Here is a 19,293-nt window from a genome sequence, read left to right on the forward strand (position 1 = left end):
TCATGCTGTACGGACAGCCATTCCGGCCGGAGGCGGCTCCTCCAGATCGGCGATGACCACATCGACCCGACGGCCGGCAACCAGCGGTGCCACCACCGCCCGGACCTCGTCGGCAAGTGCTCGGGCCGTCATCCCCCACCGGGCCCGGACCTGGATTACCACGGCGTCGGCATCGACGGCCACGCCCTCGACCCGGCGACCGGGCAGGTAGGTGGCCCGGCCACCCGTCCAACCCGCGGTCAGGTCCACCACGTCCGGGCAGGCGCGGGCCGCAGCCGCGACGGCGTCCACGTCGACACCGTCGACCACCGCGTCGCGCTGTCCAACAATGGTGGTCATGACACCCGCGTCTCCTGTCGCTGGCCGTCGGTCTCGGGCAGGTGCACGTCATCAACGCTGATGTTGACCTCGACGACGTTGAGGCCGGTCATCCGTTCGACGGCCGACTTGACGTTGCGCTGGATGTTCCGCCCCAGATCGGCGATGCTGACCCCGTACTCGACGATCACGTCGAGGTCGACCGCGGCCTCGCTCTCGCCGACCTCGACGCCGACCCCCTGAGACACGTTCGGCCCGCTGCTGCCCGGAATCCGTTCCCGGATGGCGGTGAACGCCCGGGTGCCGGCGGTACCCATGGCATGCACGCCTGCCACTTCCCGGCATGCCATCCCGGCGACTTTCTGCACCACGTTCTCGGCAATCATGATCTTGCCGTCTTCGTTGCTGAGCTTGTTCTGGCGGGCTGACTGCATGCCACCCGCGTGCCCAGCCTGTTCGGTTTTGGTCACCTGGCTCATGCGGCGTGCACTCCTTCGGCTGCTTGTCGATCCGGCGCTTTCTAAGAGTGCGGGCCCTGCGACGATCCGCAGGCCGTTCGACCGAGACTTCCTCCGTTCGGGTCAACGGCGGTCGGCGTCGCGGTTCAGGCCGGGTGGGCCGTCCTTCGGGACGGCCCGGCACGGTGACAGACTGAGCGATGCAACTCGGCCGGGACGTCAGAGGGAGGTGCGGTGCGCTGGCGCAGCTTCGTGGCGGTGGGTGACAGCTTCACCGAGGGCATGAACGACGCCTATCCGGACGGCACCTACCGTGGCTGGGCGGATCTGGTGGCGACCCGGCTCGCCGCCGAGGCGGGCCCCGACTTCGGGTACGCCAACCTGGCGATCCGGGGCCGCCTGTTCTCGAACATCGTCGCCCAGCAGGTGCCGGCCGCCGTGGCCATGAAGCCCGACCTGATCAGCTTCGCGGCCGGCGGCAACGACGTGCTGCGACGTAACTTCGACGCCAACTTGTTCGTCCCCCGGTTCGATGCGGTGATCGGTGAGCTGCGCGCCAGCGGCGCCGACGTGATCCTCTTCCGGTTCGCCGACGTGATGGCCCGGCTTCCCGGGCAGCGACTCGTCGCGCCCCGGGTGCACCTGCTGAACCGGGCGGTGGGGGAGGTCGCCGAGCGCCACGGTGCCATCCTGGTCGACCTGTACGCCGACGACACCTACCTCAACCCGCTGCTGTGGAGCACCGACCGGCTGCACATGTCGGCGGCCGGGCACCGGCGGGTCGCCGGGCAGGTGCTCACCGCGCTCGGGGTGGGCTGCGACGAGGAGTGGCTGCTGGTGCCGCCGCACCCCGCACCGACCCCGTGGCTGGCCGCCCGCGCCGCCGACCTGCGCTGGGCCGGGCAGCACCTGGCCCCGTGGATCAAGCGGCGACTGACTGGCCGCTCCTCCGGCGACCTGGTCACCGCGAAGCGGCCGGTGCTCGGTCCGATCGTGGACTGACCATGCGGGGCCGGTTGGCGCACCGTCGAGCCTGATCGCCCGCCGTTGACCGGCCCTGGTCACGGGATCGGGCGTAGTTTGGGGCTCATGCCTGTGCCGAGCGATCCGAATCCCCGCCTCCAGTCGTACGCCCACCCGCAGCGCCTGGTGACCACCGGGTGGCTGGCCGAGCACCTGGGCGACGAGGGCCTCGTCGTGGTCGAGTCCGACGAGGACGTGCTCCTCTACGACACCGGTCACCTTCCCGGCGCCGTCAAGGTCGACTGGTACACCGAGCTGAACGACCAGGTCACCCGGGACTATCTCGACGCGAAGAGCTTCGCCGAGCTGTGCGCCGCCAAGGGCATCGGCCGGAACGACACGGTGGTCTTCTACGGCGACAACTTCAACTGGTGGGCCGCGTACGCGCTGTGGGTCTTTTCGCTCTTCGGCCACCCGGACGTGCGGCTGCTCGACGGCGGCCGGCAGAAGTGGATCGCCGAGGGGCGCGAGCTGACCCGCGAGAAGGTGACCCGGCCGCGCGCCGACTACCCGGTGCCGGACCGGAACGACGCGCCGATCCGGGCGTACCGGGAGCAGGTGATGGCGCACGTCGCCGCCGGCCGGCCGCTGGTCGACGTCCGCTCGCCCGGCGAGTACACCGGCGAAATGCTGCACATGCCGGACTACCCGCAGGAGGGGGCGCTGCGCGGCGGGCACATCCCCGGCGCGGTGAACAAGCCGTGGAAGTCCGCCGCGAACGACGACGGCACCTTCCGGTCGGCCGACGAGCTGCGCGCCATCTACGCCGACCAGCTCGGCCTGAGCCCGTCCGACGACGTGGTGGCGTACTGCCGGATCGGCGAACGGTCCAGCCACACCTGGTTCGTGCTGCACCACCTGCTGGGCTACCCGCAGGTCCGTAACTACGACGGCTCGTGGACGGAGTGGGGCAACCTGGTCCGCGCTCCCGTGGTGAAGGGCGACCAGCCGGGCGGCCTCGCCGGCTGAGCCCGACCGGGGGTCGGTTCCGCGTTTTACCCTGCCCCCCGGTCCCGACGCGGCAGGCTGGCTGGGTAAGCGGTCGTCGGAGCAGCCGAGGGAGGGGGCGTGAAACGCCCGGACAAGCGGTTCGTCGCGCTGCTCGTGCTGGCCGCGCTGCCGCCCGCCGTCGAGGGCGTTGTCCTCGACGCGTTCGGGTTCCGCGCCGCCGACGGGCTGCCCGCGCAGGTCACCGCGGTCTGGCCGTACGACACCTACCACGACCTGCGGTGGCTGTTCGTCTACCACGACTCGTGGCTGATCTTCGCCATCGGACTGGTCGGGCTCATTCTGCTCCGGGCGGCGCTCACCACCGGGCTGGTCCTGCTGTCCTGGCCGCGGCAGTTGCCCCGGCCGAGCGTGCGCTGGCTGGCTCGGCGGAACCTCGCGCTGACCGTGCTGGTCGTCGTGGTGGTGTCGCCCTGGGCGGCCCTGTCGATCGCCGCCTCGGTGGTCGCCCTCACCTGGCTGCTGGCCGCCTCGCTGCTGCCGCTGTTCCTGCTCGCGCCGTTCCTGCAACGCTCCGCAGTGGTGAGTTCCTGGTGGCGCGGACTGCCCTCGATCGAGCTGGTCGGCTGGTCCCTGCTCAATTTCGTGGTGCTCACCATCGGTGGCGCGTTGGTCTGGGGGGTGCCGATCGGGTGGACGGCACCGGTGGCGGCGATCGCCGGGGCGATCAACGGGCTGCTCTGGCAGCGCACCGTGGCCGCCGCCCTGCTGCCGCGCCGACCGGTCCGCTGGGCGCGGGTGCCCGCCGCGCCGCTGGCGATTCTGCTCGCCTTCATCGTGCCGGTCGTGGTGCAGCCGGCGCTGGCGGCCGTGACCAGCACGTCGAGCAAGCCGCCGCGGATCCTGCTGCTTGACCAACCGCTGCCGCCCACCGTCCGGCACGTGGTGATCTTCGTCGCCGGGCACGGCAGCGCGTACGACGGGGAACCGCCCGTCGACCCGAACGTGCAGTGGTTCTCCTACCGCGGCCTGGATGCGCAGGGCCGGCCCCGGCCGTTCGGGGTCCGGGACACCTACCAGTCGATCGAGTCCAGCGTGGCGCTGCTCGACACCCAGGTGGAGCTGCTGCACCGGCGTACCGGCCTGCCGGTGGCGCTGGTCGGGCAGAGCGAGGGGGCCCTCGTCTCCCGGACCTACCTGGCCGACCGGCCGCACTCGCCGGTGAACATCCTGGCCATGTTCAGCCCACTGGTCAGCGCGGGCCGGTCCTACTACCCGCCGGTCGGGGCCTCCGCCGGCTGGGGCCTCGCCGCCGGCTGGGAACTGCGAGTCATTTTCGGTCTCGCCGACCTCATCGCGAAGAGCGGCACCGGTCCGGAGGAGCCGTTCGTCCGGTCGATCCTTGATCACGCTCCCTTCTACCGAAATAATCTGATGTGCCCGATCTCCGGCGTGCGGATCGTGGCGTTCCTGCCGACCACCACCGCCACCGAGGCTCCACCGGGCAAGTACGCCGGCGTACCGGTCTTCCAGATGCCGGCCGTGCACGGTGGCCTGCTGGCCCGGCCGGTGGTCCAGGCACGGTTGGTGGACTTCCTCGCCGGGGAGCCGGTCAGTGCGCCCGAACCCGGTTACAACCTGATCCAGGACGTCTCCGCAGCCTGGCAGGCGCCACCGCTGCCGATCAGCTTCAACCCGGTGTGGCAGGGGCAGCAACTGCCCGACCCGGCCTTTACCGGGAGGATCTGTCAGCAGAGCTGACGGCGTTGGCCGAGCGCCTTGGTCGCCGGCACAGCCAGAGCAGCCGCAACGCCGCCACCGCCAGCCCGATCACGACCACGGCCCAGAACGGCTCGAACGGAAACGTGATCAGGTGGAGCACGATGGCGGCCACTGCGGCCACCGCGGCGAGCCGGACCGACCACGGCCGGGCGGTGAAGAGAATGAGGATCCCAGCCACCACCATCAGCACCCCGGTCGCCTCGTGCGCCCACGACCAGCCGGTCAGGTCGAGGTGATGGAGCCCTTCCTGGCTCTCCACCACGTACTTGTCCTCGCGCAGATCGCTCACCCCGGCGAGGCCGTCGAACAGCCCGCCCCCGGCGAGCAGGAGGCCCGCCAGCATCCGCTGCCGGTTTCTGAGGCGCGCGTCGTCCTCGTCGTGCTGCGTCACCCCGCACCCCTCCCGCCGGTCTACTCAGCCTAGATACGGACGGCCGGCTCCACCCGACGCTCGGCCTGCTCGGTAGCGCCCCGTAGCGTCCGCCACGCACCTGCGGTGACCAGGGCGAAGATTGCGGCCACCGCCCAGATCACCGGGGCCACCCCGTAGGCCGCCCCGGCGAACCCGGCCAGTGCCGCCCCGACCGGTGCGCCGGCCAGTCCGAGCACCCGCTGCGCGGCGCCGACCCGGCCGAGCAGTTCCGGTGGCACGTGCCGCTGGCCGTACGCCGACCACAGGCTGTTCCAGATCGTCGTGCCGGCGGCGAAGCAGGCCAGGGCGACGCCCCCGGCCAGCGGCTGCCCGGCCAACGCGAACCCGGCCAGCGCGAACCCGGTCAGCGCCACTGTCTGCCCGAGCAGCACGCCGCGCAGCGCGGGAAGCGTGCCGAAGCGGCCTGCCAGCCGTCCGGCGGTGAGCGCCCCGGCCAGCCCGCCGACCACCACTCCCGCCGCGAACAGCCCGTACGCCGACGGCGGCACCCGCAGCACCTCAAGCGCGTACAGCACCAACACCGCCATGAGCCCGCTGATGGCCAGATTCGACCCCGCGGCGGCGAGGCCGACCCGCCACAACACCCGATCCCCCCACACCCACCGCATCCCCGCCCACGCCTCGCCCCACAGCGACCCCCGCCCACCCGCGCCGATCTTGCGGTTGCGGTCGGCCATTTGCCCTGTTTGGGTGCCTCTGGGTCGACCGAAAGTGCACGGCCGCGGGACGGGGGTGAGGGCGAGGACGAGGAGGGCGGCCAGGGCGAAGGTTAGGGCGTCCAGGGCGAACGGCAGGGGGGCGGTCAGGGCGAAGAGGAGGCCGGCGAGGGGGGCACCGAGGAAGCCGCCGGCTACCGAGGTGCCGGCCTGGAGGCGGCCGTTGGCGGTGGGCAGTGCGGCCGGGGGCACCAGCGACGGCAGCACGGCGAACGAGGCCGAGTCGAAGAGCGTGCCGAGGGCGGCGAGCAGGAACGCGACCGCCACCAGGGCGGTGACGCCGGCCCGCCCGGTGGCCACCAGCACGGCCAGGACGGCCACCACGGCGGCCCGCGCCCCGTCCACCGCCGCCATCGTCCGGCGGCGGTCCCAACGATCGGCGTACGCGCCGCCGAGCAGGCCGAGGAGCAGCGGCGGGAGTTGCCCGGCGACGGCAACCGCGGCGATCGCCCGCGGATCGCGGGTCAGCGTGGCAGCGAGCAGGGCCAGGGCCGGCGTACGCAGGGCGTCGCCGAACCGGGAGGAAACGGCGGCGGACCAGAGCAGCCGGTAGTCGCGGCCGAGGACGGGAGCGGTCATGCCGATGGACCTTGCGGCCTGCACCGGGTCGAGGGTCAAGCCGGCTGGGACGGACGACCGCGCGGCAGCGGGGTGAAGCGACCGGCGGGTAACCGAGGCTGCACCTCTTCCCGTCCGAGGTCTAGGCTGGCCCGGTGACGGTGGGACAGCGATCGCGGGGTGCGGCGAGCGGAGCGACGGGTACGGGTCGACGCCGGTCCCGGCGGGACGAGATCCTGGAAATCGCGGTGGGGCTCTTCGCCGCCCGCGGCTACCACGGCGTGTCGATGGACGACATCGGCGCCGCCGCCGGGGTGACCGGCCCCGCCCTCTACCACCACTTCGCCGGCAAGGAGGCCATGCTGGTCGCCGCGCTGATTCCGGTCAGCGAGGGCCTGCTCGCCGGCGGGCAGGAGCGTGCGGCCGACCACCCGGACGACCCGCGCGGCGCGCTGGAGTCGCTGATCGACTTTCACGTCGATTTCGCGCTGGCCAATCCGGCGGTGATCGCCCTGCATCTGCACGAGCTGGACCGCCTTCCCGACGAGCCGCGTCGCCGGATCCGCCGGCTCCAGCGGATGTACGTCGAGGAGTGGGTGACGGTGCTGACCGCGCTGCACCCGGGGCTGCCGGACGGCGAGGCGCGGGTTCTCGCCCACGCCGCCTTCGGCCTGATGAACTCCACTCCGTTCCTCGGCGGTGAGGTGGAGCGCCGCCGCCGGGCCGCGCTGCTGCGCGGCGCGACCCTTGCCGCCCTGCTTGCGCCGACCGACTCGTGATTCCCTAGCATCCGTCCCAACCTTTGGACGCCGGGAGGAAACATGATCGAGTCGCTGCTGGTCGCCAACCGGGGCGAGATCGCCCGCCGGATCATCCGTACCGCCAAGCGGCTGGGGATCCGCGCGATCGCGGTGCACTCGGAGGCCGACGCCGACCTGCCGTTCGTGGCCGAGGCGGACGAGGCGGTCTGCGTCGGCCCGGCCAACCCGGCGCAGAGCTACCGCAACGTCGAGGCCATCTTGGCCGCCGCCAAGTCGACCGGCGCCCAGGCGATCCACCCCGGCTACGGCTTCCTGTCCGAGAACGCCGACTTCGCCCGTACCGTCGAGGCCAGCGGCCTGATCTGGGTCGGACCAGGCGCGGACGCGATCACCGCGATGGGCGACAAGATCAACGCCCGAAACCTGATGGCGGCGGCCGGCGTGCCGGTCGCGCCCGGCACCACCGACCCGGCGGCCGACCTGGACGCGGCGGTGGCCGCCGCCGCGGAGATCGGCTACCCGGTGATGGTCAAGGCCGCGGCCGGTGGCGGCGGCATGGGCATGGGAGTGGCCGCCGACGAGGCCGCGCTGCGCACCGAGTACGACAAGGTCCGCTCGTTCGCCGAGCGGATGTTCGGCGACGGCTCGGTGCTGATCGAGCGCTATTTCCCCCGGGTACGCCACGTCGAGGTGCAGATCCTCGGCTTGGCCGACGGCCGGGTGGTCGCCCTCGGTGAGCGGGAGTGCTCGGTGCAGCGGCGCAACCAGAAGCTGGTCGAAGAGTCGCCGTCCCCGGCGGTCTCCCCGGAACTGCGTGAGCGCCTCCTGGCTGCTGCGGTGCGGGCGGGCGAGGCGGTCAACTACCGCAACGCCGGCACAGTGGAGTGCCTGCTCGATCCCGCGACGCAGGAGTTCTTCTTCCTGGAGATGAACACCCGGCTCCAGGTGGAGCACCCGGTCACCGAGTACGTCTACGGCGTCGACCTGGTGGAGGAGCAGCTGCGGGTGGCCGCCGGCCTGGCCCCGGCCTTCGACCCGGACGCGCTCGCCCCGCGCGGCCACGCCATCGAGCTGCGGATCAACGCCGAGGACCCGAAGCGCTTCCTGCCCGGCCCGGGCGCGATCAAGACCTGGGTGGAGCCGACCGGTGAGGGTGTCCGGGTCGACTCCGGCTACGTCGCCGGCAACACCGTCACCCCGTTCTACGACAGCCTGCTGGCCAAGCTGATTGTCAGCGGCAAGGACCGCACCGAGGCGGTCGAGCGGGCGCGGGCGGCGGTGGCCCAGTTCGAGATCGCCGGCCCGAAGAACAACGTGCCGTTCTTCGCCGAGCTGCTGGAGAACGAGGAGTTCCTCTCCGGCGACTACGACACCGGCATCGTCTCCCGCATGCGCTGACCGGCCGGGGTGACATGCTGGGGGACACCCATCACGTAAGACCGTCACAGTGAGGTGACCCCTTATGGCGGAACTGCCAGACTCCGTGTCGATCCGCGAGGTCGGACCGCGGGACGGACTCCAGAACGAGGAGCCGATTCCGACCGAGGCCAAGGTTCGGCTGCTCGACGCGTTGTCGCGAACCGGTGTCAAGCGGATCGAGGCCGTCTCCTTCGTGCATCCGAAGGCGATCCCGCAGATGGCCGACGCCGACGAGGTGTGGCAGCTGGCGGCCAGGGCAGACGGGGTGCGCTACTCCGCCCTGGTGCCGAACACGCGTGGCGCGCAGCGGGCCCTGGCCGCCGGCTTCACCGAGATCGAGGTGGTGGTCTCGGCCAGCGACACGCACAACCGGCGCAACGTCAACCGCTCGACGGAGGAGTCGCTGGACGACATCGCCGAGCTGATCGACCTGCTGCACGGCGCGGGTGCCCGGGCTGAGGTGATCATCGCGACCAGCTTCGGCTGCCCGTACGAGGGGGACGTCGATCCGCAGCGGGTCGCCGGCATCGTCGACCGGGTGGTCCGCGACGGCGCCGACCGGGTGGCGTTCGGTGACACGACCGGCATGGGCACGCCCCGGCGGGTCCGCGAGCTGATCACCGCGGTACGCGACCGCAACGCCCACATCCCGGTGCTGCTGCACTTCCACAACACCCGGGGCACCGCCCTGGCGAACCTGCTGACCGCCCTGGAGCTGGGCGTCACCGAGTTCGACGCCAGCGTCGGTGGCCTCGGCGGCTGCCCGTACGCCCCGGGTGCCAGCGGCAACCTGGCGACCGAGGAAGCCGTGCACATGCTGCACGACATGGGCATCGACACCGGCATCGACCTGGACGCGCTGATCGAGGCGGCCGAGTTGGCCGAGGAGCTGATCGGCAAGAAGCTCCCGAGCGGTGTACTCCGCGCCGGCCCGCGTACCCGCCTCACGCCCCTCCCCGCCTGACAACGCGTTGATCAAGAGGTTTGTGTCCGCCCAGCAAGGGACCGGGCGCAAACCTCTTGATCAACGGGTGGCCGGGCGGATCAGCGGGCGAGACTGCCGGACTCGGTCGGAAGGCCTGCGGCCACCCAGTCCTCGATGCCTTCGGCGTACTTCCGTACGGCTGTGTAGCCGAGGGCGGTGAGGCGGTCGGCGACCCGGCCGCTGTTCGGGCAGGCGGGGTTGGAGCAGTAGGTGACGATCGGTGCGTCCCGGTCCGGCAGCAGCTCGCCGGCCCGCTCGGCCACCTCGGCCTCGACCAGCGGGATCGCGCCGGGCAGGTGCTGCCGGGCGTAGTACGCCCCGCCGAGCGCGTCAACGACGGTCACGGTGCCGGAGTCGATCGCGGCGCGCAGCTCGTCTCGAGTGATGAGAGCGGTCATGGCATCCTCCCAAAGAAAAGGACTACAGTCCGGTTATGTCTCCGAACACTAGCGGACCGCAGTCCGCTTCTGCCACCCCACCCCGGCAACTGCTGGAGTTGCGTACGTCACCTCCTCGCGAGCGAGCCGACGCGGCGCGCAACCGGGCGGCGATCCTGGATGCGGCGGCGGCGCTCTTCCGCGAGCACGGGGTGGCGGCGGTCTCGATGGACGCGGTGGCCGCCGCCGCCGGGGTCGGCAAGGGGACGCTGTTTCGCCGTTTCGGGGACAAGGCCGGTCTGGCCGTGGCGCTGCTCGACCAGCAGGAGCGCGCCCTCCAAGAGGCGATCCTCTTCGGCCCGGCCCCGCTCGGGCCCGGCCGGGCCGGCGCGGCGTCGTCCCCGCGCGACCGGCTCCGGGCGTTTGTCGCCGCCTACCTCGACCACCTGCTCGCCCACCTCGACCTGGTTCGGATGTCGGAGACGGCCTCGCCGGGCGCCCGCTACCGGGTCGGTTCCTACCGCTTCTGGCACCAGCACGTCGCGCTGCTGCTGGCTGGGCGCCCGGACCCGGCGGCCGACGCGCACACGCTGCTGGCCCCCCTCGCCGCCGAGCACGTGCACGCGGTGCGCGACGAGTTGGGCGACGAGCGGCTGCGAATCGCCGTGCTGGCCCTCGCTGACGCCCTCACCGGCTGACTTTCGGCTGGCTGCCGATGGCCAGGGCGGTTGCCACCTGTTGGTTCGCCGGAGCTGGCCGGGATGCGCTAGCCTAACGATCGTTCAGGTCGGTGGGTCGCTCGCGAGGCGGCTGGTGGCGAGGGAGTCGGCGTGACGCTCGACGGTGAGGCTCTGGAGCAGCTGCGCAAGCGTGCCAAGGCCGGTGGTGCGGACAAGTACCACGCGGCGAACGCCGCCAAGGGCAAGCTCTTCGCCCGCGAGCGGGTCGCTCTCCTGGTCGACGAGGGCTCCTTCGTCGAGGACGGCCTCTACGCCAACGCGACGGCCGAGGGGCTGCCCGCCGACGGTGTGGTCACCGGCACGGCCACCATCGACGGCCGCCCCGTCTGCCTGATGGCGAACGACTCCACGGTCAAGGCCGGCAGCTGGGGCGCGCGTACCGTCGAGAAGATCATCCGAATCATCGAGCGGGCGTACTCGACCGGCGTGCCGATGGTCTACCTGGTCGACTCGGCCGGGGCCCGGATCACCGACCAGGTCGAGCTCTTCCCCGGCCGGCGCGGTGCCGGCAAGATCTTCTGGAACCAGGTACGCGCCTCCGGCTCGATCCCGCAGGTCTGCGCCCTGTTCGGGCCCAGCGCGGCCGGCGGGGCGTACATCCCGGCGTTCTGCGATGTGGTCGCCATGGTGGACGGCAACGCCAGCATGTACCTCGGTTCCGACCGGATGGTCGAGATGGTCACCGGCGAGAAGACCACCCTCGAAGCGATGGGCGGGGCCAAGGTGCACTGCGCCGAGTCCGGCGTCGGGCACTTTCTCTGCAAGACCGAGGCCGAGGCGCTCGACGTGGTCAAGCGCTACCTGTCCTACCTGCCGGCGAACTGGACCCAGCAGCCGCCGACCGCCGAGGCCGTGCCCGCGCCGGAGAAGGCCGACCTGGCCGCGCTGGTGCCGGCCAGCGAGCGGCAGGCGTTCGACATGCGCCGGTACGTCAAGGGCCTGCTCGACGAGGACAGCTTCTTCGAGATCCAGGCGCTCTGGGCCAAGGAGCTGACCATCGGCTTCGGGCGGCTGAACGGCGAGGTCGTCGGCGTGGTCGGCAACAACTCGATGTTCAAGGGCGGGGTGCTCTTCGTCGACTCGGCCGACAAGGCGAGCCGGTTCGTGCAGCTCTGCGACGCGTTCAACGTGCCGCTGCTGTTCCTCTCCGACGTGCCCGGGTTCATGGTCGGCAGCGCGGTGGAGAAGCAGGGCATCATCCGGCACGGCGCCAAGATGATCACCGCGATCTCCGAGGCGACCGTACCCAAGATCTGCGTGGTGGTCCGCAAGGCGTACGGTGCCGGCCTCTATGCGATGGCCGGACCCGGCTTCGAGCCGGACGCGACGATCGCGCTGCCCACCGCCAAGATCGCGGTGATGGGCGCGGAGGCCGCGGTCAACGCGGTCTACGCCAACAAGATCGCCGCCATCGAGGACGAGTCCGAGCGGGCCGCCTTCGTCGCCGCGAAGCGCGAGGAGTACGAGCGGGACATCGACATCGTCCGGCTCGCCAGCGAGCTGGTGGTCGACGCGATCGTCGAACCGCACGAGCTCCGCGCCGAGCTGGTCCGTCGCCTCGCCGCCGCGCGGGGCAAGGAGCGGCACTTCTCCCGGCGCCGGCACGGCGTCACCCCGGTCTGACCCGGCCGCGACCCGGCCCGATCAGCGACCCCGTCCCGGCGTCACCAGCGCCCGGCGGCCCATCCAGACAGGAGGATCAGATGGACTTCCGGCTCAGCGAGGAACAAGAGGCGCTGCGGGAGAGCGTGCGGGACTTCGCCCGCGAGGTGGTGGCGCCGGCCATCGCCGAGCACTACGAGAAGCACACCTTCCCGTACGAGATCGTCCGCCAGATGGGCAAGATGGGCTTGTTCGGCCTGCCCTTTCCCGAGGAGCACGGCGGCATGGGCGGCGACTACTTCGCGCTCTGCCTGGCCCTGGAGGAGTTGGCCCGGGTCGACTCCAGCGTGGCGATCACCCTGGAGGCAGCGGTCTCCCTCGGCGCGATGCCGATCTACCGGTTCGGCACCGACGAACAGCAGGCGCGGTGGCTGCCGAAGCTGCTCAGCGGTGAGGCCCTGGCCGGTTTCGGGCTGACCGAGCCGGGCACCGGCTCGGACGCCGGCGGCACCCAGACCCGCGCCGTGCTGGACGGCGACGAGTGGGTGATCAACGGCTCGAAGGCGTTCATCACCAACTCGGGCACCGACATCACCGCGCTGGTCACGGTCACCGCGGTCACCGGGACGAGGCCGGACGGCTCGAAGGAGCTGTCCACCATCATCGTCCCGTCGGGTACGCCCGGCTTCACCGTCGCGCCCGCCTATTCCAAGGTCGGCTGGAACGCCTCGGACACGCACGAGCTGATCTTCGACGACTGCCGGGTGCCGGCGGCCAACCTGCTCGGCGAGCGCGGTCGGGGCTTCGCGCAGTTCCTGCGCATCCTCGACGAGGGACGGATCGCCATCGCCGCCCTGGCCGTGGGCCTCGCCCAGGGCTGCGTCGACGAGTCGATCAAGTACGCGAAGGAACGCCAGGCCTTCGGCCAGCCGATCGGCAACTACCAGGCGATCCAGTTCAAGATCGCCGACATGGAGATGAAGGCGCACACCGCCCGGCTGGCGTACTACGACGCCGCCGCCCGGATGCTCGCCGGCGAGCCGTTCAAGCGGCAGGCGGCCATCGCCAAGCTGTACGCCAGCACCATCGCGGTGGACAACGCCCGCGAGGCCACCCAGATCCACGGCGGCTACGGCTTTATGAACGAATACCCGGTGGCCCGCTTCTGGCGAGACTCCAAGATCCTGGAAATCGGCGAGGGCACCAGCGAGGTCCAGCGCATGATCATCGCCCGCGACCTGGGCATGTGAAAGGAAGGGCCCCCTGTTAACGCCTCAGGCATAGCAGGGGGCCCCGGTTAACACCCGCCGCCAGGATCGATGCCCTGTCGGATATCCGCGCGGTCGGTTGGGCGACGGTCGGCTGTGGACGGTTGCGCCCCGTCCGTACTCTTCGTGGCCATGACTCCGGATCATGACCCTTCGCGGAGCCCGGATGGTCGTATCCCGCTGCCCGCGCTGCTCCGTGGGCACCGGCTCGCCGCCGGTCTCACCCAGACCGAGCTGGCCGGTCGGGCCGGCGTTGGCGTGCGGACCGTCCGTGATCTGGAGCGGGGCCGGTCGGCGCGGCCTCAGCGCACCACCGTCGACCTGCTCGCCGACGCCCTCGGCCTGGCCGGCGACGCCCGGCAGGCGTTCCGCGCCGCGGCCCGGCCGGTCCCGTCCGCGTCGGGCCCGGCCGCGCGGCACCTCACCGCCGACGCGCCGCGCCCGCCCGCGCGGCACCTTCCGGTGGCTGGTTCTGTCGCCCCCGGATTCGGTACGCCGATCGCGCTGCCGCAACCGGGCCCGCTGATCGGCCGGGACCGGGACGTCGCCGAGGTGGCCGCCCTGCTGAGCGCCGAGCGCCCGGTGGTGAGCCTGGTCGGCCTGGCCGGCGTCGGCAAGACCGCGCTCGCCCTCACCGCCGCGTACGCGGTGGCCGCCGAGCATCCGGCCGGTGTCGCCGGAGTGCTGGTCGGCGAGGGCTCGGACGCCGCCGACGTGCTGGCCGCATCGGCGGCGGTGCTCGGCGTGAACCGGCTCGCCGACCTCGCCGTCCGGCTCGCCGGCCGACCGGCGCTGCTGATCATGGATGCGGTGGAACGGGCACCCGAGTCGGTGGCGCAGGCGCTACGGGCGCTGGTCGCCGCGGCACCGACGCTGCGGGTGCTGGTGACCGGCCGCCGCCCGGTCGGCCTACCCGGCGAACTGGTCCGGCCGGTCGCGCCACTCGACGTACCGCCGGCCGGGGCGGTGCCGGCGGAACCGGCCGAGCTGGCTTGCTGGCCTGCGGCGGCGCTGTTCATCGACCGGCTCGCCCTGGTGCGCCGCGAGCCGCCCAGCCTGGCCGAGCTGCCGGCGCTCGCCGCGCTGGTCCGTCGCCTCGGCGGCCTGCCGCTGGCCATCGAGCTGATGGCCGCGCGTGGGCGGCTCCTCGACGTCACCGAGCTGCTCGACCGGTACGGCGACCGGGTCCTCGACCTCGCCACCGGCCACTGCACGGGCTGGGCGTCCGCCGACGGCGCGGCGGGTACGGTGACCCTGCGTGAGGCGGTGGCGACCAGCTATCGGCTGCTCGCGCCCGAGGAGCGGGCGGCGTTGCGCCGCCTCTCGGCGTTCCGCAACCGCTGGTCGTTGGAGCTGGCCGAGGAGCTGGTCGCGGACGGCGGCCAGCATCAGGACGTCGTGCCGCTGCTGGACCGGCTGCTCGAGCTCGGCCTGCTCAGCGTCCGGGGCAACGGTCCGTTCCGGTTCCGTCTCCTAGACGCGGTACGCGACTTCGCCGGGGAGCAGGCCGTCGGTGCGGGCGAGCTGAGCCGGATCCGACACCGGCACGCGCTCGTGGTCACCGCGATGGTGGTCCGCGTCGCACCGAAGCTGGCCGGTGCGGACCTGCCGACCGCGGTGCACCTGTTGGACGAGGCGACAAGTGACATCACCACGGCCCTGATGCACGCCGCCGACGACGATCCGCTGACCGCGCTGCGGCTGGCGGCGGCGCTGCCCGAATGGTGGCGGCTGCGGGGCCGCGACGTCTCCGGACGCCAGTGGCTGCGTCGGTTGCTGGCTGATCCGCGTACCGTCGACGCCGACCCGGTGCTGCGGGCCTGGGCGCAGCTCGGGTCGGCCCAGCTGGCCGTGGAGCACGACGCCGGCGCGGAGGAACTGGTCGCGGCGCGCGCCGCGTTGGTCACCTTTCAGGATGTCGAGGAGGTGGCGGGGGAGCTGTCGGCGCGCCTGACGCTCGGTGCGCTGCTGCCCGCCGTCGGTGAGCACGACGAGGCCCGGCAGCAGGCTGAGGCGGCGCTGGAGCTGGCCGTCCGGCATGGCCGGCTCCGCGACCTGGCCACCGCCCAGGCGTATCTGACCTGGCACGACGTACGAATGGGCGAGCTGGCCGGGGCGCGGCGCCGACTGGCCGTCGTGGAGCGGCTCGCGGGCCAGTCCGGGGAGCAGCGGCTACGGCTGTTGGCGTGGGTCGGCCTCGCCGAGGTGACCCGCCTGGAGGGCCGGTACGTCGACGCCGTGGAGCAGGGGCGGCGGGCGGCGGCGGCCCTCGCCGAGCTGGGCGACCCGGGCCACCGCCGTCGGGTGCTCGGCACGGTCGGCCTGGCGCTGGCCCAGGCGGGGCAGGCCGGCGAGGCGCTGGAGGTTATCGCCGAGCTGCGGCCCAGGGAGGGCGCGGATCCGCTCGGTGCCGGGCGGGAGGCCATTCGCCGGTCGGAGGATGCGATTTGCGCACTGATCGAGGGACACCTCGCCTTGTACCGGGGCGACCGTGATCTGGCGGCCGAGTGGTACGCGGCGGCGGCGGCGGGCGACGGCTGGAACCGACGGGACCTGATCGAGGCGCTGGTGGGCCTGGCGGCGAGCACGGCCGACCTGGCTGTGCTGGACCGGCTTGACCGGGTGCGGCGGTCCAGCGGGATTGAGCTGTTGCCCCGGGAGGAGGGTCTGCTCTACGCGCTGGTGGCCCGTCGCGGGCGGCTCAGCCGCCAGGGCTGACCGGAGGACACCTCCGGCGGCCCGCCCCAGGCGGGTCGTGAAGGCGATGAGGCAGGGCGGGGTGGCGCGAGCGAACAGCCCCCTGGTGTCGCCCCTCGCTCATCGCTCGCGCCGGCACCCCCCGGTGCCACCCCCCGCTTGCCGGGAAGCCTATCCCCGAAGTGTGGGCCATTTAGGCCTATTTGCGATAGTTATCCATGTCCTCTACGGGTTCTGCCGGTCTTTCTGCCGGTGTCCGGCGAGCGCGCCCGGGCACCTCAGCAGCCGGCCTCGTCGGCCTCGTCGATCGGGGCGGGGTCTGTGCTTCCGGCGGTGGCACCCGGGTAGACCGCGTCGCGGACCCGGCGTAGGCCGTCGAGGAGCGCCGCCAGCGCGGCCGGTTCGAGCTGGCCGGTGAACCATTCCTCGATGATCCGGAGGTGCCCCGGCAGGGTCTCGTCGAGCCGGGCCAGCCCGGTGGCCGTCACCGCCGCGTACGAGCTGCGCCGGTCGGATGGGCAGGCGCGACGGCAGAGCAGATCGTCGCGCTCCATCCGGTCGACGACCCGAGTCACCCCGCTGGTGGAGAGGGACGTCTGGGCGGCCAGATCGGTCATTCGTAGCTGGTTGCCGGGCGAGCGGGCGAGCCGGGTGAGCACCTCGAACTCGACCGGGGAAAGGCCATGCTCCTCGAACTGAGCGGCGAACCGGGCCGACAGGCCGGTGTACGCCTCGACGAGAAGGCCGACGGCGGTGATCCGGGGGTCGTCGAACACGCTCTGGTCCACGCCACCATCCTAGCAATACTTGACACGGGGAATATTGTTGAGTTTATAGTTGCTCAGTCAATCGTTGGGTTAGTAACCACTCTTCCCTGGAGGACAGCACCCATGACCAGCAGCACCGAGACGGTTACCCGCGAGTGGGCAGGCCTCACCATCCCGTCGGCCGGCACGTACCAGCTGGACGCGGCCCACAAGCGGGTCGGGTTTGTCGCGCGGCACATGATGGTCAGCAAAGTGCGCGGTGAGTTCGCCGAGGCGACCGCCACGATCACCATCGCCGAGGACCCGATGGCGTCCTCGGTGACCGCCACCATCCAGGCGGCGAGCATCAACACCGCCCAGGCCGACCGCGACGGGCACCTGCGCAGCCCCGAGTTCCTGGACGTCGAGAAGTTCCCGACGCTGGAGTTCCGCAGCACCGGCGTGAAGTCCCGGGACGGCAACGAGTTCGTCCTCACCGGCGAGCTGACCGTGAAGGACGTCACCCGCCCGGTGGAGCTCAGCGTCGAGTTCGAGGGTGTCGGCCGCAGCCCGTTCGGCCAGGACATCTTCGGCTTCTCCGCGAGCACCGAGATTGACCGTGAGGAGTTCGGCCTGACCTGGAACGTCGCCCTGGAGACCGGTGGCGTCCTGGTCGGCAAGAAGATCAAGATCGAGATCGAGGGCGAGGCCATCCGCCAGGCCTGACCCGCCCGTACGACCTTTGTGGGCCCGCGCCGTCGCCGACGGCGCGGGCCGTTTCGTCGTACGTGGACCCGGGGCGAGATCCGTCACGTCCTGAACTCGGGCGACCAGGGGTGCGGCGGGCGCGGGCTGGGTAGAAGTGCAGACCTGCGCCCGGCCCCTGGTACCGGTGTGCCGGGCGGTTTTAACGTGAATGGTTCACAATGCGTTCCGGAACGGTACGGTTCCGTTACGCCTCGCGCCGGGAGGACACATGGGCAGGGACGTCGAGCAGGGCGCCTTCTCCCGGGAGGACCGGGTTCGCTACCGGCAGAAGGTCCGGCGCTGCCTGGATGTCTTCGCGCTGATGCTGGACGACTTCGGCTTTGACGCCGACCGCCCGATGACCGGGCTGGAGATCGAGCTGAACCTGGTCGACTCCGCCGCAGAGCCGGCCATGCGCAATGAGAAGATCCTCGCCGACATCGCGGACCCGCTCTTTCAGACCGAACTGGGGCAGTTCAATCTGGAGTTGAACGCCCCGCCCCGACTCATCGAGGGCACCGGCTTCGGCGACTACGAGCGGGACCTGCGCAACAGCCTCGCCCGCGCCGACGACCGAGCCGCCCGGTCGGATGCCAAGATCGTGCTGGTGGGCATCCTGCCCACCCTCACCGAGCGGCACCTCGTCGCCGACAACCTCTCCACCAACGAGCGCTACCGGGCGCTCAACGACCAGATCGTCGGCGCCCGGGGCGAGGACTTCGAGCTGGACATCCGCGGCGTAGAGCGGCTCCGGACGCACAACGACTCGATCGCCCCGGAGGCCGCCTGCACCAGCCTCCAGTTCCACCTGCAGGTCGCGCCGGACAGCTTTGCCGACTACTGGAACGCGTCCCAGGCCATCGCCGGCCCTCAGGTGGCGGTGGGCGCGAACTCGCCGTTTCTCTACGGCCGGCAGCTCTGGGCGGAGACCCGGATCGCCCTCTTTCAGCAGGCCACCGACACCCGACCGGACGAGCTCAAGGCCCAGGGCGTACGCCCCCGGGTGTGGTTCGGGGAACGCTGGATCACCTCGATCTTCGATCTGTTCGAGGAAAACGTCCGCTACTTTCCGCCGCTGCTGCCCATCTGTGCGGACGAGGACCCAGTCGAGGTACTGCACGCCGGCGGGGTGCCCGAGCTGTCTGAACTGCGGCTGCACAACGGCACGGTCTACCGCTGGAACCGGCCGGTCTACGACATCATGGACGGCCGTCCGCACCTGCGGGTGGAGAACCGGGTGCTGCCGGCCGGGCCGACCGTGGTCGACATGCTGGCCAACGGTGCCTTCTACTTCGGGCTCGCCCGGGCCCTCGCCGAGGCGGACCGTCCCATCTGGAGTCAGGTCACCTTCAGCTCCGCCGAGGAGAACTTTCATGCCGCCGCCCGGCGAGGCATGGATGCCGTACTGCACTGGCCCCGGCTCGGCGAGGTGCCGGTGACCAAGCTCGTGCTTGACGTCCTGCTACCCCTGGCCGCGCAGGGCCTGGACGGGTTCGGCGTCGCCCCGGCCGAGCGGGACCGCCTCCTCGGCGTCATTGAGCAGCGCTGCCGCACCGGTCGTAATGGTGCCGCCTGGCAGACGGAGATGGTGTGGGCGGCCGAGCGGCACCGGGGCATGGGCCGGCGCGCCGCGCTGCACCACATGCTCCAGCGGTACGCGGAGTTCCAGCGCACCAACGAGCCCGTCCACACCTGGCCGATCGACTGATCTTCCG

General features: G+C 71.7%; 18 protein-coding genes. 12 read left to right on the forward strand and 6 right to left on the reverse strand.

Features of this window, described 5'->3' with window-relative positions; translation table 11 throughout:
* Both ABZ671_RS14815 and ABZ671_RS14820 read right to left on the reverse strand, forming a co-directional pair.
* Entirely contained in the window at positions 1-339 is a 339-nt protein-coding gene (locus ABZ671_RS14815) for a hypothetical protein (protein ID WP_357856965.1), read from the reverse strand.
* Complete coding sequence (locus ABZ671_RS14820; protein WP_357856968.1) at positions 336-797, reverse strand: Asp23/Gls24 family envelope stress response protein; 462 nt, start codon at positions 795-797, stop codon at positions 336-338. The genes ABZ671_RS14815 and ABZ671_RS14820 overlap by 4 nt, the downstream gene beginning before the upstream one ends.
* A 213-nt stretch (positions 798-1,010) precedes the next feature.
* Between ABZ671_RS14820 and ABZ671_RS14825 the strand changes: the two genes are divergently transcribed.
* The 3 genes from ABZ671_RS14825 (at position 1,011) to ABZ671_RS14835 (ending at position 4,508) form a co-directional block, all read left to right on the forward strand.
* Positions 1,011-1,778 (forward strand): SGNH/GDSL hydrolase family protein, encoded by a 768-nt coding sequence (locus ABZ671_RS14825; protein ID WP_357856971.1) that lies wholly within the window; start codon positions 1,011-1,013, stop codon positions 1,776-1,778.
* A gap of 87 nt (positions 1,779-1,865) precedes the next feature.
* Positions 1,866-2,768 (forward strand): sulfurtransferase, encoded by a 903-nt coding sequence (locus ABZ671_RS14830; RefSeq protein ID WP_357856974.1) that lies wholly within the window; start codon positions 1,866-1,868, stop codon positions 2,766-2,768.
* Between the two features lie 99 nt (positions 2,769-2,867).
* Positions 2,868-4,508 carry a hypothetical protein gene (locus tag ABZ671_RS14835; protein ID WP_357856977.1) on the forward strand — a complete coding sequence of 547 codons (1,641 nt, stop codon included), beginning with the start codon at positions 2,868-2,870 and terminating at the stop codon, positions 4,506-4,508.
* Here ABZ671_RS14835 and ABZ671_RS14840 read toward each other — a convergent pair.
* Entirely contained in the window at positions 4,480-4,920 is a 441-nt protein-coding gene (locus tag ABZ671_RS14840) for a hypothetical protein (protein ID WP_357856980.1), read from the reverse strand. The genes ABZ671_RS14835 and ABZ671_RS14840 overlap by 29 nt on opposite strands.
* 29 nt (positions 4,921-4,949) lie before the next feature.
* Complete coding sequence (locus ABZ671_RS14845) at positions 4,950-6,257, reverse strand: MFS transporter (protein WP_357856983.1); 1,308 nt, start codon at positions 6,255-6,257, stop codon at positions 4,950-4,952.
* Positions 6,258-6,391: 134 nt separating this feature from the next.
* On the opposite strand from ABZ671_RS14845, the gene ABZ671_RS14850 reads away from it, so the two are divergent.
* The 3 genes from ABZ671_RS14850 to ABZ671_RS14860 all read left to right on the forward strand — a co-directional run bounded on the left by ABZ671_RS14850 (position 6,392) and on the right by ABZ671_RS14860 (position 9,380).
* The gene (locus tag ABZ671_RS14850; RefSeq protein ID WP_357856986.1) at positions 6,392-7,015 is read left to right on the forward strand and encodes a TetR/AcrR family transcriptional regulator; all 624 of its coding nucleotides are present in this window, start codon (positions 6,392-6,394) and stop codon (positions 7,013-7,015) included.
* A 42-nt stretch (positions 7,016-7,057) separates the two neighbouring features.
* Positions 7,058-8,395 (forward strand): biotin carboxylase N-terminal domain-containing protein, encoded by a 1,338-nt coding sequence (locus ABZ671_RS14855; protein ID WP_357856988.1) that lies wholly within the window; start codon positions 7,058-7,060, stop codon positions 8,393-8,395.
* Positions 8,396-8,459: 64 nt separating this feature from the next.
* The gene (locus ABZ671_RS14860; protein WP_357856991.1) at positions 8,460-9,380 is read left to right on the forward strand and encodes a hydroxymethylglutaryl-CoA lyase; all 921 of its coding nucleotides are present in this window, start codon (positions 8,460-8,462) and stop codon (positions 9,378-9,380) included.
* A gap of 80 nt (positions 9,381-9,460) precedes the next feature.
* On the opposite strand, the gene ABZ671_RS14865 is transcribed toward ABZ671_RS14860, so the two are convergent.
* A complete protein-coding gene (locus tag ABZ671_RS14865; protein WP_357856994.1) occupies positions 9,461-9,799 on the reverse strand; it encodes a rhodanese-like domain-containing protein in 339 nt (112 codons plus the stop codon).
* Between the two features lie 35 nt (positions 9,800-9,834).
* On the opposite strand from ABZ671_RS14865, the gene ABZ671_RS14870 reads away from it, so the two are divergent.
* From ABZ671_RS14870 to ABZ671_RS14885, 4 genes are all read left to right on the forward strand, one after another.
* Positions 9,835-10,476: a TetR/AcrR family transcriptional regulator gene (locus tag ABZ671_RS14870; protein WP_357856997.1), complete on the forward strand. Its 642-nt coding sequence runs from the start codon at positions 9,835-9,837 to the stop codon at positions 10,474-10,476.
* Between the two features lie 132 nt (positions 10,477-10,608).
* A complete protein-coding gene (locus tag ABZ671_RS14875; RefSeq protein ID WP_357857000.1) occupies positions 10,609-12,141 on the forward strand; it encodes an acyl-CoA carboxylase subunit beta in 1,533 nt (510 codons plus the stop codon).
* A gap of 80 nt (positions 12,142-12,221) precedes the next feature.
* Positions 12,222-13,370: an acyl-CoA dehydrogenase family protein gene (locus ABZ671_RS14880; RefSeq protein ID WP_357857003.1), complete on the forward strand. Its 1,149-nt coding sequence runs from the start codon at positions 12,222-12,224 to the stop codon at positions 13,368-13,370.
* Between the two features lie 150 nt (positions 13,371-13,520).
* Positions 13,521-16,106, forward strand: coding sequence for a helix-turn-helix domain-containing protein (locus ABZ671_RS14885; protein WP_357857006.1), 2,586 nt, complete (start codon positions 13,521-13,523; stop codon positions 16,104-16,106).
* A 257-nt stretch (positions 16,107-16,363) separates the two neighbouring features.
* Here ABZ671_RS14885 and ABZ671_RS14890 read toward each other — a convergent pair whose 3' ends face one another.
* Positions 16,364-16,873, reverse strand: coding sequence for a MarR family transcriptional regulator (locus ABZ671_RS14890; protein WP_357857009.1), 510 nt, complete (start codon positions 16,871-16,873; stop codon positions 16,364-16,366).
* 102 nt (positions 16,874-16,975) lie between these two features.
* Here ABZ671_RS14890 and ABZ671_RS14895 point away from each other — a divergent pair, with 102 nt between their 5' ends.
* The gene (locus ABZ671_RS14895; protein ID WP_357857012.1) at positions 16,976-17,557 is read left to right on the forward strand and encodes a YceI family protein; all 582 of its coding nucleotides are present in this window, start codon (positions 16,976-16,978) and stop codon (positions 17,555-17,557) included.
* Between the two features lie 250 nt (positions 17,558-17,807).
* The gene (locus ABZ671_RS14900) at positions 17,808-19,286 is read left to right on the forward strand and encodes a glutamate--cysteine ligase (protein WP_357857015.1); all 1,479 of its coding nucleotides are present in this window, start codon (positions 17,808-17,810) and stop codon (positions 19,284-19,286) included.
* Positions 19,287-19,293: the final 7 nt, after the last annotated feature.

Source organism: Micromonospora sp. NPDC006766 (assembly GCF_040636055.1).
Taxonomy (GTDB): domain Bacteria; phylum Actinomycetota; class Actinomycetes; order Mycobacteriales; family Micromonosporaceae; genus Micromonospora.

Coding starts and splice junctions, on each gene's coding strand:
- ABZ671_RS14855 (WP_357856988.1), top strand. CDS start 7,058: ATGATCGAGTCGCTGCTGGTCGCCAACCGGGGCGAGATCGCCCGCCGG.
- ABZ671_RS14870 (WP_357856997.1), top strand. CDS start 9,835: ATGTCTCCGAACACTAGCGGACCGCAGTCCGCTTCTGCCACCCCACCC.
- ABZ671_RS14860 (WP_357856991.1), top strand. CDS start 8,460: ATGGCGGAACTGCCAGACTCCGTGTCGATCCGCGAGGTCGGACCGCGG.
- ABZ671_RS14885 (WP_357857006.1), top strand. CDS start 13,521: ATGACTCCGGATCATGACCCTTCGCGGAGCCCGGATGGTCGTATCCCG.
- ABZ671_RS14900 (WP_357857015.1), top strand. CDS start 17,808: ATGGGCAGGGACGTCGAGCAGGGCGCCTTCTCCCGGGAGGACCGGGTT.
- ABZ671_RS14820 (WP_357856968.1), bottom strand. CDS start 797: ATGAGCCAGGTGACCAAAACCGAACAGGCTGGGCACGCGGGTGGCATG.
- ABZ671_RS14865 (WP_357856994.1), bottom strand. CDS start 9,799: ATGACCGCTCTCATCACTCGAGACGAGCTGCGCGCCGCGATCGACTCC.
- ABZ671_RS14880 (WP_357857003.1), top strand. CDS start 12,222: ATGGACTTCCGGCTCAGCGAGGAACAAGAGGCGCTGCGGGAGAGCGTG.
- ABZ671_RS14845 (WP_357856983.1), bottom strand. CDS start 6,257: ATGACCGCTCCCGTCCTCGGCCGCGACTACCGGCTGCTCTGGTCCGCC.
- ABZ671_RS14830 (WP_357856974.1), top strand. CDS start 1,866: ATGCCTGTGCCGAGCGATCCGAATCCCCGCCTCCAGTCGTACGCCCAC.
- ABZ671_RS14895 (WP_357857012.1), top strand. CDS start 16,976: ATGACCAGCAGCACCGAGACGGTTACCCGCGAGTGGGCAGGCCTCACC.
- ABZ671_RS14815 (WP_357856965.1), bottom strand. CDS start 339: ATGACCACCATTGTTGGACAGCGCGACGCGGTGGTCGACGGTGTCGAC.